Below are 15,724 nucleotides of genomic sequence, written 5' to 3' on the forward strand. Positions count from 1 at the left end.
CATCGCGAGCCGCCCGACTCTTCAGCCCCCGACACCAGGACCACAACTCGGGCGCGAAAAAAGCCACTCTCCAGACACCCGAAGAGCTAGCCGTCCACCCATTCCGAAAATCGAATCGCAGTTGGCTTGGGCACGCAATATTGCTTGATCAGCACCTTGGCCTCGTCCACAGCCGCCCTGTACTCGTCTGGGGAGTTGCGCTGGAGATTCTTCAAAGCCTTCTGATGCTCTTCACGCCCGATCCTGAACTCCGTGACACCAAAGCGCGCAGCGATTTCTGCGAGCGACGCCTTGCCCCAACTGTCTTCACCCATGCCGTCGGCATGCAGAACAATGCTATGGATGTAGCCGTTTTCGCCCGTCTGCGTACCGACAAACTCTGGCGCAAAACGGACCGCCATCAGCGCCACAGGCATCAAGCCGGTGACGGCAAACAGCGCCTCGGCAAATGGCACACAACGACCATATGCAAAGTCTGCTGCTTGATAGGCCGGGATCAAGGGTAGCGCCCTCTTGGGGATGGCGGCCAAGTACGCCGCGTTTTGCTCAATCAGTTGAGCTGCACGGTCAATCTTGCGTTCATCGGGCTTGTTCAGCAAAGGCGCTGCAGCCAACCGCTCTTCAGAATAGTAGCCCGTGCGCAGACTGCCGCGCCCATAGCTCTGGGCCAACTGGCGAATCGTCCGAAGCTGAAAAGAGAACAACTTTCGAATGCCTCTGACATCGAAAACGTCGTACTGGTTATCCGCCACGTAGACGCGCAATGGTTTGCACATCTCGAAAGGAATATTGTTGTGGGGGTCAGTGGACGGCACCCACCAGTCCACGTGCAGCAACCACTTGGTGGCCCGGGCCAAAGCGACGGCGAAGTTAACGCACGCCTCGGATTCCCACTCTGCAATCACATCCGAAGTGAAAAGCGCACTCTGTTTTAACTTAGCTTGTCCCATACGACTTTCACCCTTTCACCTGTCTCTGTCACACACTCGATTCCTTTCATTCACCTTTCGATGAAGAGAAAAGGAACGGGTGGTTTAGCAAGGGAAGAAGAATCTTAGATGCGCTAGGTTTCGCCTATGTAAAGTGCGACGGCACCATGGTTTTGGCGAGTCGCGTTTGGAACACTTGGGGCTCGGAGCGCTCGGCACAGCGGCCCCGTCATTAGCAACGAATTGGGTCGCAATGCAGCGCTACGGCCCCTCCATTGCGCACCATTCGCTCAAAGACTGAACGTCACGCCGCTTGCTAACGCGGCCACAGACAGGCTGTCGTCCAAACGAGGCCATTCGTCGCGTCGAAGTTCTCACACTTCTTTTCAATCAGGCCAGAAGAGTGTGGTTTCCATGCCAGAACATAGAGGGACAAACCGAGTTCAGATTCTGTCTACAAATCTGCCAACTCCGCCGTGGATTCCCGCTGCAAATATTCCAGCGGTAGATGCATCACGGCGATGCTCGATACATGCCTGGTCGAGAGATCGAACAGATGAAGCCCCAGAAACCAAAAAGCCCCTGCAGGCAAACCTACAGGGGCAATCTTGGCGGAAACGGAGGGATTCGAACCCTCGATGAGGCTCTACACCCCATACTCCCTTAGCAGGGGAGCACCTTCGGCCACTCGGTCACGTTTCCAATCCATCGATTATCGCATGAAAATCAGCCGTTTTTACGCAGCGGGCTGATCCAAATCGAATGCTTTGTGCAGAGCGCGCACGGCGAGTTCCATGTACTTCTCGTCGATGACGACGGAGGTCTTGATTTCGCTGGTGGAGATCATCTGGATGTTGATGCCTTCTTCGCTCAGGCAACGGAACATTTTGCTGGCCACACCCACGTGGCTGCGCATGCCGATGCCGACGATGCTGACCTTGCAGATCTTGGCGTCGCCCACTACTTCCAGTGCGCCCAGTGCCGGCAGCACTTTTTCTTTCAGCAGGTCGATGGTCTTGGCGTATTCGCCGCGGTTCACGGTGAAGCTGAAGTCGGTGAAGCCGTCTTTGCTGACGTTTTGGATGATCACATCGACGTCGATATTCGCATCGGCCACGACGCCCAGGATTTGGTACGCGATGCCAGGTTTGTCGGGCACGCCGAGCACGGAGATTTTGGCTTCATCGCGGTTGAACGCGATGCCGGAGACAAGGGCTTGTTCCATTTTTTCGTCTTCTTCAAAAGTGATCAAGGTGCCAGACTTGGCTTCTTCATTGATATCGATGTCCCAAGGCGTGAAGCTGGACAACACGCGCAGCGGCACCTTGTATTTGCCGGCGAACTCCACCGAGCGGATCTGCAGCACCTTGGAGCCCATGGATGCCATTTCGAGCATTTCTTCAAAGCTCACGGTGTGCAGGCGGCGGGCTTCGGCCACGACGCGCGGGTCGGTGGTGTAGACACCATCCACGTCGGTATAGATCAGGCACTCTTGCGCCTTCATGGCGGCGGCCACGGCCACGGCCGAGGTGTCGCTGCCGCCACGGCCCAAGGTGGTGATGTTGCCTTCGTCATCCACGCCTTGGAAGCCGGTGACGATAACAACTTTGCCGGCGGCCAGGTCGGTGCGGACTTTGCTGTCGTCAATCGACTCGATGCGCGCCTTGGTGTACGAGCTGTCGGTGCGAATCGGCACTTGCCAGCCAGCGTAGCTGACGGACTCCATGCCCTCGGCCTGCAGCGCAATCGCCAACAAGGCCACCGAGGCTTGCTCGCCGGTGGAGGCCAGCATGTCGAGTTCGCGCTGGTAGGCTTCGGTGGATTTGGATGGAGCGAGTTCCTTGGCCAGGCCGAGCAGGCGGTTGGTTTCGCCGCTCATGGCGCTAGGCACCACCACCATCTGGTGGCCGGCCCGGGCCCATTTGGCCACGCGTTTGGCAACGTTGCGGATGCGCTCGGTGGAGCCCATCGACGTGCCGCCGTATTTATGAACGATCAATGCCATGAAGTGTTGTGTCGTTGGGAAGCAGAATGCTGCCCCTGGTGGCGCAGCCGTAAATACATCCGAGGCCCACGCGCCGCTTCATTAAAAAAGCGTCAAGCTGTGTGACCTGGAGCCTTCGGATTGTACCAATGCAGCAACGCCTCTTGCCGCACCAGGAAACCATCGCCCAACTTGATGTGAATCTTGTGACCGCGCGTGGCGCAGGCGTCGATTTGGCGCAGCGCTTCAGCCAGTTGGCTGGCGCTGGGGCTCACGCCAAACGAGGCCTTCAACCAATAGCGCAGCAGGTTGCCTTGGCGGTTCGCGGGCAGGCTGCGCAGCACTCCGATAACCGGCGGTGCGCCGGTCAGCGCCAGATCTTGCTGGGCGAACTCTTCCAGCAGCGCCTGGGCCTGCGCGGCGTTGGCCGCACTGCGAGCAAACGTGGTGCGGAACTGTGGGAACGCGGCCTCCAGCACCGGCAGCAGGCGCGCACGGATGCGGTTGCGCGTATAGCGCTCGTCGGTGTTGGTCGGGTCTTCTACAAACGTGACGCCACGTGCTTGCAGCCAAGTGCGAATCTCAGCCGCAGGCACCGTTAACAGCGGCCGGTGAAAGCGCAAATCGTCGCGTTGCCATGTCGCGGGCATGGCGCTCAAGCCAGGCAAGCCAGCCCCGCGACTCAGCGCCAGCAACAAGGTTTCAACCTGGTCATCGGCATGCTGCGCCAGCGCTATGGATTGAATAGCTTCTCCCGCTGATGCAGAAAGCGCTGCAGCCTTAAAAGCTTTGTAGCGCGCGTTGCGGGCTGCGTCTTCAGGGCTTTCGCCCAGTGCATGTTTAGCGTGGACGTGCTGCACTTGCAGCGGCACGTTGAGTACGGCGCAAAACGCGGTGCAATGCCGCACAAAATCATCGGCTGCCGACTGCAAGCCATGGTGCACGTGAACCGCCCTCACCTGCCCCGGCCAACGGTCGGCACACGCCAGCAGCAACGCGGTGGAATCGGCTCCGCCGCTGTAGGCCACCAGCAATGGCAACGCGGGCTCGAAGGCGGACATGGCGGCCGCGAACGCTGGCGGCATGGGGGCCACGCGCGAAGACGTCACGCCCTCCTCCGGCACGCGCTTTTGCTACGGGTTCTTGCGGCGCTCGAGATTGTTGTCATGGTAGTAACGCGCCTTCTCCACATACATGGCGCGGTCGGCGCGGATCAACGCGGCTTCCATCTGATCGCTCGACTCGCAGGTCGCCGCGCCCATGGCCATGCTGAGTTTGTGGCCGGTGTAGAACTGGTTGTTCAACTCCAGCACACTGTGGATGCGGTCGATCGTGGCTTTCGCCATGCGTTCGTCAGCACCGGGCAGCAGCACGGCGAACTCATCACCGCCGGTACGTGCAGCGCAGGCGCCAAAGTCGACCACTTTGCCCAACACTTCACCCGCGCGGCGCAGCATAGCGTCACCCGCTACGTGGCCTTCTTCGTCGTTGATTTTCTTCAGACCGTTCAAGTCGATGGCCAACACACTCACAGGCCACGGCCCTTTACGTGACAAGCGGTTCAGCTCTTCCATGTAGAAGGCACGGTTGCGCAGTTGCGTCAGTGAGTCGTGTTTGCCCAGGTATTCCAGGTAGGCCTCGGCCTTCTTGCGCGCGGTAATGTCCACCAGCGACACCAGCACCAAATTCCAAGTGTCCAGATGGTCTGGCAGCACGGCAAACTGCAGATGGATGTTGATCAGGTTGCCTTTAAGGCCGTAGTTGATCACCTCGCGCTGCTGGGTGGTCTTGCCGTTCCACAGATCAATGAGTTGCTCGGCAAAACAGTCGCGCATCTCATCGCGGAACACATCGCCCAATCGGCTCAACAGCTCTTCTTTGTGGGCCGCGCCAAACATCGTCAGCGTTTGCTGGTTGACGTTGATCACTCGGATCTCGCGCATGCAACGCTCGACAAATTCTGGGTGCACGCTGAGGAACACGCGGAAGTCCTGAATGCCGCGATCGCGCACATCGTCGATCAAGGTTTTAACGGCACTGAAGTCTTCCACCCACAAAGACACGGGCGAGTAATCAAACAGATCGCGCCCATATTGCTCGCTGCTCACCAAACGGTTTTGCATTTGCAGCGATGCGGTGACGTCGTTGATCGACACCAGCACACGGTCCCAGGTTTGCTCGTGGCCTTCCAGCACACGCGCGTTCACCTGGATGTCGAGCCGCCGGCCATCGAGCGAGTAGTTCACCGTTTGCGTGGTGATGCCGAGCTGGCCGCTCCACATCTGCTCCAGCTCGCGCGCCATGTTTTCGAACATGTCGCCACGAAACACTTCATGCATGCGCGAGACCAGTTCTTCCTGGCTTTTGGCAGCGTAGATTTCGAGTGTGCGACGGTTCACGCGCAGCACTTTGAAGGATGCCGCACACAGCGGCACAAACTCGGGATGGGCCAGAAGGTGCGCGCGTAAATCGGTCACACCTTCGGCGCGCCAGGCATCAAACATTTGTTTGAGTGCACTGTAATCTTCGAGCCAAAGCGACACGGGCGCCATCTCGAACATGCGTTCGAAATCGGCAGCAGACGAAAAAGAATCCACGCGTAGAACCTCCTGCCTTTATTGTTACCGCATAGTGTCACCGCACTGCACTTGCCCCGGCGAGCGCCCATAAAAAAAGCCAGGTCCGAAGACCTGGCTTTGCACAAGTTTTACCTGTGAAGATTAACGCGCTGGCTTGGCCGGGCGACGCTTGGCATCACCACGCGGCACAAAGGCCTTGCCGCCGCCGAAACCACCGGCAGGTGCGCCAGCTGGTTTGCCGAAAGCTGGACGACCTGCGGGGCGTTGGCCACCGAAGTCACCGCGCTCGCCACGGTCTGCACCGCGTGGAGCGAAGTTGTCACGGTCGCGGCCTCCGCCGAAACCTTCTTGACGGCCGCCACGGTCTTCACGTGGGGCACCAAAGCCGCCGCCTTGTCCACCACCTTGGTAGCCGCCACCTTGTGGACGCTGGCCTTGGAAGCCACCAGGGCCTGCAGGGCGAGCGTTGCGATCGTTGAAGCCGCTGGCACCAGCGTAACCGCCAGAGCGTTCACGGTTGCCACCGAAGCCGCCGCGATCGCCACCACGGTCACCGCCACCAAAGCCACCGCGATCACCGCCGCCGAAACCACCACGGTCTCCGCCACGATCACCACCGAAGCCACGGCCGCCACCACCGCCAAAGCTGCGACGTGGGCCGCCATCACGGCCGCCGAAACCACCACGGCCGCCGCCACCGCCACGCAGGTCAGGAATGCGCTGTTGTGGCTCCATGCCCGGAATCACTTCCGTCTTGAATTGCTGGTGCGTGTAGCTTTCGATGTCCATGACACGGCGACGATCGCGCATTTCAGCAAACGTGATGGCGATGCCATCGCGACCAGCACGGCCGGTACGGCCAATGCGGTGGGTGTAGTCTTCGGCCTTCATCGGCAAGCCAAAGTTGAACACGTGGCTGATGCTCGGCACGTCAATACCACGTGCGGCCACATCTGTTGCCACCAAGATTTGCACTTGGCCTTGGCGCAGCGCCATCAGGCGGCGGTTACGCAGACCTTGGCTCAGCGCACCGTGCAATGCCACGGCGCTGAAGCCTTCTTGTTGCAGGTCGTTGGCCAAGCCATCACACTCGATTTGCGTGCTGGCGAACACAATCGCTTGGGCGATGGTGGTGTCGCGCAGCCAGTGGTCCAGCAGCTTGCGCTTGTGTTGGGCGTTGTCGGCCCAGAACAAGGCTTGCTTGATGTTGGCGTGTTTTTCTTGCGGACTGGCAATGGTGATACGTTGGGGTTCGCGCATCACACGGGCAGCCAGTTGCTGAATGCGCGGCGCAAACGTGGCGCTGAACATCATGGTTTGCTTACGCGTGATGGTCATCTGGTTGACTTCAGCCAGATCGTCGGCAAAGCCAAGATCCAACATGCGGTCGGCTTCGTCCACCACCAGGAACTGAACTTGGTCCAGCTTGATTTGTTGCGAACGTTGCAAGTCCAGCAGACGGCCAGGCGTGGCCACCACCAGGTTGGCGTTTTGCAGCTTGGCGATTTGCAGTTGGTAAGGCATACCGCCCACCACGCTGGCAATACGCAGGCCACGGCAATGCTTTACCAATTCAATCGCGTCGTGGGCCACTTGTTGGGCCAGTTCACGGGTTGGGCACAGCACCAGCGCACCAGGCGTTGCAGCCTTGAAGTTACGCGCATTGGTGGGGTCCTTGCGCTTGGCGCGCTTGGGAGCAGGCTCGCCCTTGGCAGCGGCTTCGGCCACGGCGGCTTCATAGGCAGCACGCTCGGCTTCAGCAGCTTCAGCTTGTTGGCGCAGCAACGTGTGCAGAACGGGCAACAAGAAAGCAGCGGTCTTACCGCTACCGGTTTGGCTGGAGACCATCAGGTCGACAAAACCAGCGGCCTCACCTTGCATGGCCAGCGGCACGGTTTGCAACTGCACAGCGGTAGGCTGTTGGTAGCCGAGGTCGGCCACGGCTTGCACGAGTTCTGGCGCCAGGCCCAGTTCGACAAAGCCGTTTGGCAGAGCGGGTTCGTTGGATTCAACGGCAACGGCTTCGATGCCGTCTTGGGAAAGTACGGTTTCAGTCACGAAAGTATCGGAAACAGCGTCGGATTGCGCAGGCGAAAAGTCGCCAGCGACGTCAAAAGAGTCGTTCATGTCATTACTCACACGCGAACCGCCGCAAAGGCTGCAGCGGATCCGTCAATGGTTAAAAAACATCAACCATCAAACGGTGCCTATGTACGACCCTGCTACTGATCAGGGCGTTTACAACAGGTCGACGCAACTTTGTGCGCGAGGTGTGTGAAGGGAGATGTGCAAAATGCACTTGCGTACTTGATGTGCCTCGCTGGCAAACTAAAAGTTTTTCAGCAGTTACTAGGCGGCGTATCTAAGTGCAGCCTTCGATTATATGGTGAATCGGGGTTTTTACCTAGCGTTTTACAGATAAAACGCAAAAAAAGGTCGCAAACCCGCGCCAGCATTGGCTTGGCGCGGTGGTATAGACGCCGAACCGCACTAGACGCTGGCAGATCCTCCTGCCGTAGTTCCTGGCGTGCCCACGTTCAAGAAGTGCTCGCGGTAATGCACCAGCTCTTCAATCGATTCGTGCACATCGGCCAGCGCCGTGTGCTTTTGCTGCTTCTTGAAAGCTGCCGCCACTTCGGGGCGCCAGCGCTTGGCCAGTTCTTTCAGCGTGCTCACATCCAGGTTGCGGTAGTGGCAAAAGGCTTCGAGCTTGGGCATGTATTTGACCAAGAAGCGCCGATCCTGGCCGATGCTGTTGCCACACATGGGCGAAACCCCCTTGGGCACGTAGGCCTTCAAGAAATCGATGATTTGCTGCTCGGCTTCAGCCTCGGTCACCGTAGAGGCTTTCACCTTCTCGATCAGGCCGCTACGGCCATGCGTGCCCTTGTTCCAGGCGTCCATGCCATTGAGCAGCGCATCGCTTTGGTGGATCACCAGCACCGGGCCTTCTATGCGTGGCTCCAGGTTGGGGCCGGTCACGATCACGGCGATTTCGAGCAGGCGGTCGGACTCGGGCTCCAGGCCGGTCATTTCGCAGTCGATCCAGATCAGGTTTTGGTCCGATTTAGGTAGGCGCACAGCGCCCGGGGTGTTCAGTTCGTCCATCTGTGGATTGTCACCGATGGCCTACACTCCTTCGCCATGTTTGATTCAACTTTTCAAGCGCCCGCGATGACGCTGACGCTCTTGTTTGCCGCCGCGCTGGTGCTGAGCCTGCTGCTGCGCTTTTGGCTAGCGGGCCGGCAGATTCGCCACGTGGCGCAACACCGCAACCAAGTGCCCGCGCCGTTCGCCAGCACCATCACTTTGGAGGCGCACCAAAAGGCCGCTGACTACACCGTTGCCAAAGGCCGCTATGGCCTGATCGACATGGCTGTGGGCGCGGCAGTGCTGCTGGGCTGGACGCTGCTCGGCGGCCTGAACGCGCTGAACCAAGCGCTGCTGGGCGTGATGGGCGGCGGCATGTGGCAACAGCTCGCCCTGCTGGGCTGCTTTGGCTTGATCAGCGGGCTGATCGACCTGCCCGGCACGCTGTACCAAACCTTTGTGCTGGAGCAACGCTTCGGCTTCAACAAAATGACGCTGCGCCTGTGGCTGGCCGACTTGGCCAAGTCCACCCTGGTGGGTGTGTTGATCGGCCTGCCGATTGCCGCCCTCATCCTCTGGCTGATGGGCGCCGCTGGCCGCCTGTGGTGGCTGTGGGCCTGGGCCACATGGATGGGCTTCAACCTGCTGCTGTTGATGGTCTACCCCACCTTCATCGCGCCGCTGTTCAATAAATTCAAGCCGCTGGAAGACGAAACCCTGAAAGCCCGCGTCACCCAATTGATGCAGCGCTGCGGCTTTGCCGCCAAGGGCTTGTACGTGATGGACGGCAGCAAACGCAGCGCCCACGCCAACGCCTACTTCACCGGCTTTGGCGCGGCCAAACGCGTGGTGTTTTACGACACGCTACTGGCCAAGCTCTCGCCCGGCGAAGTCGATGCCGTGCTGGCGCATGAGTTGGGTCACTTCAAACACAAACACATCATCCAACGCATCGTCACCATGTTTGCGCTGAGCCTGGCCGGCTTTGCGCTGCTGGGCTGGCTGGCTGGCCAGGTGTGGTTTTACGTCGGCCTGGGCGCCACGCCTGAACTGAGCGGCGCCCCCAACGACGCGTTGGCCCTACTACTGTTCTTGCTGGCCGTGCCGGTGTTCTCGTTCTTTGTATCGCCGCTGTCGGCACAGCTTTCGCGCAAACACGAGTTCCAGGCCGATGCCTACGCCATGGCCCACACCAACGGTGGCGACCTGCGCACCGCGCTGCTCAAGCTGTACGAAGACAACGCCTCTACGCTGACGCCCGACCCGGTGTTCGTCAAGTTCTATTACTCGCACCCACCCGCCTCCGAGCGGTTGGCGCGCATGTCCCAAGGAGCCGCCGCATGAGCACTTCAAATCTCAAGAAAAAAGACTGGTCTAAGCTTCCCCGCCGTGCGCTGACCGCTACAGAAGTAGTAGCAAGCCTGGCCAAGGTGGAAGGCTGGACGCTGCATGGCGATGGCCCCAACGTCGCCATCCAGAAGACCTACCACTTCGCCAACTACTACGAGACCATCTCGTTCGTGAACGCTCTGGCTTTTGTGGCCAACGCGCAAGACCACCACCCCGAGTTGGCGGTGTTCTACAACCGCTGCGTGGTGCGCTTCAACACGCACGATGTGAACGGTGTGTCGGCCACCGACTTCGCCTGCGCTGCCCTGGTGGACGGCTTGCTGGCAGAACCCGTTTGATCAATCCAATGAAAGCCCGCGCTTGAGCAACCGCCCCACTCTGGCCGAAGGCCTGGTCGTTTCCGTCCATGGCCGCCACTGCGTGGTGGAGTCAGCCGACGGCACGCGCCGCATCTGCCACCCGCGCGGCAAAAAAAGCACCGCCGTCGTGGGCGACCGGGTGCAATGGCTGGCCGGCCTGCCCGGCCAAAGCGACGAGGGCACCATCGAAAAGTTGCTGCCCCGACGCAACCTGTTTTACCGGCAGGACGAGATCCGCACCAAGTCTTTTGCGGCCAACCTCGACCAAGTGCTGATCTTGATTGCGGCCGAGCCCGAGTTCTCTGAAGTGCAGTTGTCACGCGCCCTCATTGCAGCGGAAGCCGAGCGCATCACACCACTCATCGTGCTGAACAAAAGCGACTTGGCCGAGCCCTTCAACCGCGCCTGGGGCTGGCTCGCCCCTTACCGCGCTATGGGCTACAACATCTTGCCGCTGTCGCTAAAGCATGACGAGGCCAGCGTCACAGCACTCTCCGCCGCGCTGGCGGGTAAAACCACGCTGGTACTGGGCCCGTCGGGCAGCGGCAAAAGCACGTTGATCAACCGCCTGGTGCCCGGCGCATTGGCCGCCACCGGTGAAATTTCGCAGGCGCTAAATTCCGGTAAACACACCACCACCACCACCTCGTGGTACTGGGTCGATCAAGGCGAAGGCAAACCCGCAACGGCGCTGATCGATTCGCCCGGTTTTCAAGAATTTGGCCTGCACCACGTGGACGCCCGCCACTTGGCCGACTTCATGCCCGACTTCAAGCGCCACATCGCGCAGTGCAAGTTCTACAACTGCACGCACTTGCACGAGCCGGGCTGCGGCGTACGCGCAGCGATTGAAACCGGCCCGGATGAAGAGCGCATCAGCGAGCGGCGCTACAAAATCTATGGCAACTTGTTTGAAGAGCTGAGCCAGGGCCCGCGCTACTAAGCCTCTTAGCCTGCGGTGGAGGGTGCTGGCGGGCTCTGCAGAATCGCCTCCAGCGCCGTCACCAACACGCCGCACTGCTGCGGCGTGCCAATGCTGATGCGCAGGTATTGCGCGATGCGCTCCGGCTTTCGAAAATGCCGCACCAACACGCCATGGGTGCGCAAGGCCGCGGCTAACTTGGCCGCATCGCGCGTGGGGTGGCGTGCAAACACAAAATTGGCCTGCGACGGCAGCACGGCAAAGCCCAAGTCTTCCAACGCCAAACTCAGCCCTTCACGCGCATCCACCACCGCCGCCACCGTCTGCGCAAAGTAGGCGGTGTCTTCGTACGCCGCCGCAGCGCCGGCTTGCGCCAAACGGTCAAGCGGGTACGAGTTAAAGCTGTTCTTTACACGCTCCAGCGCATCGATCAACGGCCGCTGACCGAAGGCAGCACCCACGCGCAAGCCCGCCAAGGAGCGGGACTTAGACAGCGTGTGCACCACCAGCAAGTTCGGGTACTTGGCGACCAGTGGCACCGCGCTCGCGCCGCCGAAGTCCACATACGCCTCGTCCACTAGCACCACGCGGTTGGGGTGGGCTTGCAGCAATTGTTCGATCTGCGCCAGCGGCAAGCCAATGCCTGTGGGCGCATTCGGGTTGGCGACCACCACACCCGCCAGTGGCTCGGCGCGCGGGGCCGTCATGGCGGCCACGTCAAGCCGCATGGCGTCGTCCAGCAGCACCGTCTGCGCGGGAATGCCATACAGGCCGCAGTACACGCTGTAGAAGCTGTAGGTCACGTCAGCAAACAGCAGCGGCGCCCCGTCCTGCTGAAAAAACGCGAAGAAGGCATGCGCCAAAATTTCATCGGAGCCGTTGCCCACAAACACCTGCTCGGCCACCAAGCCGTGGTGGCGCGCAATGGTTTGGCGCAACGCGGTGGATTCGGGGTCGGGATAGAGCTGCAGGCCAGCCAACGTGGCGGCCTGCACGGCCTCGATCACTTGCGGCGACGGTGGGTACGGGTTCTCGTTGGTGTTGAGCTTGACCAGCCTGGCTTGTTTGGGTTGCTCGCCGGGCACGTAGGGCGTGAGCGTGCCCACCACCGGGCTCCAGAGGGAAGAAACTTCAGACACAGAAACTCCAAAATGTGTAGCTGCTACCGCTTATGCAGCAAGCGCTAGAGGCCAATTTTGCTTAGATTGAAATTGGCGCTTAGCCAAGCAGCCGCGCCACCGTCAATAGCGCCAGCAAACCCATCCACACCACCACCGTGCGCCATACCAAGCCCACCACGCTGCGCAGGTGCGACAGTTCGGGCTCGCGGCCGGGCGTGGCCTCGGTGTCTTCTTGCAGCACATCGGCCTCGAAAGTCTCGGCACCGCCGCTGGCCAAGCGCGGCGAGATCTTCAGCGCCTCGCCGCCCAAACGCACGTTCAACGCACCCGAAGTGGCGGCCAAGATCACGCCGTCGTTGTCGTTCGGAAAATGCTCGGCGTAGTTGCGCCAGCTGTCGATGGCGTCCTCAAAGCTGCCCATCACGGCAAAACCCAGCGCGGTGACACGCGCGGGCGCCCAGTCGATCAACGTCCACGCGCTGGCCGCTGCGCTACGTACAGCGGGGCTGGAGTCTTGTTGGGCAAACGGGTTGTTGGCCTGCCAGTAGCGCGAGGCAAATTCACTCAAACGGTAGAACACGGCACCTGCGGGGCCCAGGCCCAGTGCGGCCAGCACTAGCGTCCAGCACAACACACCAAACACGTGGCGATGCGCGGCGAGCACCGAATACTCGATCACGTGGCGCACGATTTCACTGCGTGGCAGCGCGCTCCCATCCACACGCTGCCACTGCGCCAACAGTTGGCGCGCCTGGATTTCGTCGCCGGCTTCCAGCGCATCGCGAATGCTGGTGAAGTGGTGGCTGAACTGGCGAAAACCCAGCGTGGCGTACAACACCACCACGTTCCAGATGATGGCGGCCGGCCAGCCCAGCGTCCACACCAGCGCCCAGTGGATGCCGAGCACGGCCAGGGTGGGCACCAGCACCGCGAGCGACCACACCACCCAGCCGTGCGCGGGACGTCCGGCGTCGAAGTTGCGGGCCATTGTGTGCACCCACGCGCGTAGCGCGGTGTGCACCGGGTTGTCGCGCGCCAGCGGGCGCACTTGTTCGATCAGCAAGGCAAAGAGAATGGCAAAGAAACTCATGGCTTCATCATAACGACGCCAAAAGGGGCTCCGCGTCGGATCACGCCCCATTCGCTCGCATCGAACGCGGTTTTAAGGCTGTTTTGGTGCGGCAGCCGTTGCCGCCAGGAATCTGTAGAAGTTGCGCAACATGCCGGCGGTGGCGCCCCACACGTAGCGCTCGTTCGCACCATCTTGGTAAGGCATGGAAAACCACTCTCGGCGCTCGGGGCCGGTGGGTGTTTGCCAGTCGAACGCGTGGCGGTGGTGATTCGCCGGGTTCATCAAAAAGGCCAAGGGCACTTCGAAGGCGGCCGCCACTTCGTCCGGATTGGGGCGCAGCACAAAGCCGGGCCGCACCAGCGCGACCACGGGGGTGATGTGAAAGGCGGTGCCCGTCACGTATTCGGGCAGTGTGCCCAGCACGTCGATGAATTCGACCTCCAGCCCCACCTCTTCCCAGGCCTCTCGCTTGGCGGCATCGATCACGCTGGCGTCTTCTGGGTCGACCTTGCCGCCGGGAAAGGCAATCTGGCCGGAGTGGGTTGACAAATGCGTGGCGCGCTCGGTTAACAGCACCGTGGCACCGCCCTGCTCCGACGGGTGCGCCACGATGGGGATCAGCACAGCCGCCTGCATGGGCTGGCGGTCGGCAAAACGTTTTTCCAGCCACACCTCTGGCTGCCAGGTTGGTGGCGCGTGGAATCGTGCGCGCAGTGCAGCGGGTGTGAGTTGGTACAAAGCAATCGCGGGCAAAGCTGCATCCGTGCCGAGCGACGGCGCGTGGCGCGGGTCAAAGTTCGGCAGTTTGGACAACGGCGTCGACGCTGACGGCAATGGCTGGGCGGGTGAATTCAAGACGACTGACTTTGCAATGAAAAGCTGGCGCAAGCAAGCAGGACGCGGCCCGCGCAGAAACCGAAGCCCCATGAAAAAAGCCGCCACGAGCTTGCGCTGCGGCGGCTTGATTGCACAGGTTGCGACTGCTTATGCAGCAGCGGCCACCTTGTTGGCACGTGCTGGCAGCTTTTCCTTGATGCGAGCCGAACGACCGCTGCGGTCACGCAGGTAGTACAGCTTGGCACGGCGCACGTCACCACGGCGCTTCACTTCGATCGAGGCGATCAGGGGGCTGTAGGTTTGGAACGTACGTTCCACGCCTTCGCCGCTCGAGATCTTGCGCACGGTGAAGCCGCTGTTCAGGCCACGGTTACGCTTGGCGATCACAACACCTTCGTAGGCTTGCAGACGCTTACGGGCGCCTTCAACCACCTTCACGCTCACGATGACGGTGTCACCGGGGGCGAATTCAGGGATGCTTTTGCCAAGGCGAGCAATTTCTTCTTGCTCGAGAGTTTGAATCAGGTTCATGAATTTCCTTCAATGATCGTGTCCGCGCTGTCGGGATGACACAAAGTTCTGTGAGCATCGGCAGGTCTTTTCATCGTGGCTGATACCAAAATCAACCTCAACCAAGAGACCAAAACCAGGCTACAAAACGGCCGGGCAGAGGATCGAAAAGCCTTTGAGTATAACAGCTTAGAGCCGCAGCAGGCAAGCCACGCCGAACTACAGGTCACGCAAGACCTTCTCGTCGGCTTTGTCCAGCAGCCCGGCGGCACGCGCGGCGGCAATCAAATCCGGACGATGCTGCGCCGTGATCTGCAGCCGCTGGTCTCGGCGCCAGCGCTCGATCTTCACGTGATGGCCAGACATCAGCACCTCGGGCACCGCGCGATCGGCCCAGACTTCGGGGCGGGTGTAATGCGGACAGTCGAGCAGGCCATCAAGCGCAGGATTGAAACTGTCGAGCTGATGGCTGCCTTCGTCGTTCAACACACCCGGCTGCAGACGCGCCACTGCGTCCAGCAAGGCCATCGCCGCAATCTCGCCGCCCGACAACACAAAGTCGCCCAGGCTGATTTGGTGCGTGACATGGGCATCGATAAAGCGCTGATCCACACCTTCGTAACGCCCGCACAGCAGTACCGCGCCGGCGCTGTCCGACCATTGCGTAACGGTCGAATGGTTCAGTGCCGGGCCCAGTGGCGAAAACAGCACGACGGGTGCCGCTTCCGCTTCCGCCCGCTGTTCGCGGATCTTCTGCAAACACAGCGCCAACGGCTCGGCCATCATCACCATGCCGGGACCGCCGCCGAACGAACGGTCATCGATACGCCGGTAGTTGCCCTCTGCAAAGTCGCGCGGGTTCCATAAATGCACTTGAACCAGCCCCGACGCGTAGGCGCGACGCGTCACGCCAGTCTCCAGGAATGGCGCAAACAACTCGGGGAACAGCGTGATGACGTCAAATCGCATGG

At 60.7% G+C, this 15,724-nt stretch carries 14 protein-coding genes and 1 tRNA gene; 3 read left to right on the forward strand and 12 right to left on the reverse strand.

Going from position 1 to position 15,724, the window contains the following annotated elements:
* Positions 1 to 86 precede the first annotated feature (86 nt).
* The 7 genes from ACPWMG_RS17435 to orn form a co-directional block, all read right to left on the reverse strand.
* The gene (locus tag ACPWMG_RS17435; protein WP_483300750.1) at positions 87 to 950 is read right to left on the reverse strand and encodes a hypothetical protein; all 864 of its coding nucleotides are present in this window, start codon (positions 948 to 950) and stop codon (positions 87 to 89) included.
* 588 nt (positions 951 to 1,538) lie between these two features.
* A tRNA-Ser gene (locus ACPWMG_RS17440) sits at positions 1,539 to 1,631 on the reverse strand.
* A 34-nt stretch (positions 1,632 to 1,665) separates the two neighbouring features.
* Positions 1,666 to 2,934: an aspartate kinase gene (locus ACPWMG_RS17445; RefSeq protein WP_483300751.1), complete on the reverse strand. Its 1,269-nt coding sequence runs from the start codon at positions 2,932 to 2,934 to the stop codon at positions 1,666 to 1,668.
* A 92-nt stretch (positions 2,935 to 3,026) separates the two neighbouring features.
* The gene (gene tilS, locus ACPWMG_RS17450) at positions 3,027 to 3,998 is read right to left on the reverse strand and encodes a tRNA lysidine(34) synthetase TilS (RefSeq protein WP_483305280.1); all 972 of its coding nucleotides are present in this window, start codon (positions 3,996 to 3,998) and stop codon (positions 3,027 to 3,029) included.
* A 48-nt stretch (positions 3,999 to 4,046) separates the two neighbouring features.
* On the reverse strand, positions 4,047 to 5,474 hold the full coding sequence (locus tag ACPWMG_RS17455) for a sensor domain-containing diguanylate cyclase (protein ID WP_483305281.1): 1,428 nt from the start codon (positions 5,472 to 5,474) through the stop codon (positions 4,047 to 4,049).
* A 159-nt stretch (positions 5,475 to 5,633) separates the two neighbouring features.
* Positions 5,634 to 7,619 (reverse strand): DEAD/DEAH box helicase, encoded by a 1,986-nt coding sequence (locus ACPWMG_RS17460; protein ID WP_483300752.1) that lies wholly within the window; start codon positions 7,617 to 7,619, stop codon positions 5,634 to 5,636.
* Positions 7,620 to 7,982: 363 nt separating this feature from the next.
* Positions 7,983 to 8,600 (reverse strand): oligoribonuclease, encoded by a 618-nt coding sequence (gene orn / locus ACPWMG_RS17465; protein WP_483300753.1) that lies wholly within the window; start codon positions 8,598 to 8,600, stop codon positions 7,983 to 7,985.
* 36 nt (positions 8,601 to 8,636) lie between these two features.
* Between orn and ACPWMG_RS17470 the strand changes: the two genes are divergently transcribed.
* Genes ACPWMG_RS17470 through rsgA form a run of 3 tightly spaced genes read left to right on the forward strand, consistent with a single transcriptional unit; the run spans position 8,637 to position 11,234 of the window.
* Positions 8,637 to 9,926 (forward strand): M48 family metallopeptidase, encoded by a 1,290-nt coding sequence (locus tag ACPWMG_RS17470; protein ID WP_483300754.1) that lies wholly within the window; start codon positions 8,637 to 8,639, stop codon positions 9,924 to 9,926.
* Positions 9,923 to 10,270 carry a 4a-hydroxytetrahydrobiopterin dehydratase gene (locus ACPWMG_RS17475; RefSeq protein ID WP_483300755.1) on the forward strand — a complete coding sequence of 116 codons (348 nt, stop codon included), beginning with the start codon at positions 9,923 to 9,925 and terminating at the stop codon, positions 10,268 to 10,270. The genes ACPWMG_RS17470 and ACPWMG_RS17475 overlap by 4 nt, the downstream gene beginning before the upstream one ends.
* Positions 10,271 to 10,292: 22 nt before the next feature.
* The gene (rsgA, locus tag ACPWMG_RS17480) at positions 10,293 to 11,234 is read left to right on the forward strand and encodes a ribosome small subunit-dependent GTPase A (RefSeq protein ID WP_483300756.1); all 942 of its coding nucleotides are present in this window, start codon (positions 10,293 to 10,295) and stop codon (positions 11,232 to 11,234) included.
* Positions 11,235 to 11,239: 5 nt separating this feature from the next.
* Here rsgA and hisC read toward each other — a convergent pair whose 3' ends face one another.
* The 5 genes from hisC to trmD form a co-directional block, all read right to left on the reverse strand.
* Positions 11,240 to 12,352: a histidinol-phosphate transaminase gene (hisC, locus tag ACPWMG_RS17485; protein WP_483300757.1), complete on the reverse strand. Its 1,113-nt coding sequence runs from the start codon at positions 12,350 to 12,352 to the stop codon at positions 11,240 to 11,242.
* Positions 12,353 to 12,431: 79 nt separating this feature from the next.
* A complete protein-coding gene (locus ACPWMG_RS17490) occupies positions 12,432 to 13,424 on the reverse strand; it encodes a CobD/CbiB family protein (protein WP_483300758.1) in 993 nt (330 codons plus the stop codon).
* A 72-nt stretch (positions 13,425 to 13,496) separates the two neighbouring features.
* Entirely contained in the window at positions 13,497 to 14,261 is a 765-nt protein-coding gene (locus tag ACPWMG_RS17495; protein WP_483300759.1) for a CoA pyrophosphatase, read from the reverse strand.
* A 129-nt stretch (positions 14,262 to 14,390) separates the two neighbouring features.
* Entirely contained in the window at positions 14,391 to 14,774 is a 384-nt protein-coding gene (rplS, locus tag ACPWMG_RS17500; RefSeq protein WP_483300760.1) for a 50S ribosomal protein L19, read from the reverse strand.
* 198 nt (positions 14,775 to 14,972) lie between these two features.
* Positions 14,973 to 15,722 (reverse strand): tRNA (guanosine(37)-N1)-methyltransferase TrmD, encoded by a 750-nt coding sequence (gene trmD, locus ACPWMG_RS17505; RefSeq protein WP_483300762.1) that lies wholly within the window; start codon positions 15,720 to 15,722, stop codon positions 14,973 to 14,975.
* Between the last annotated feature and the right edge of the window lie 2 nt (positions 15,723 to 15,724).

The sequence above is a fragment of the Hydrophilobacter chitinilyticus genome, from assembly GCF_049860745.1.
Lineage (GTDB): Bacteria > Pseudomonadota > Gammaproteobacteria > Burkholderiales > Burkholderiaceae_C > Rhodoferax_B.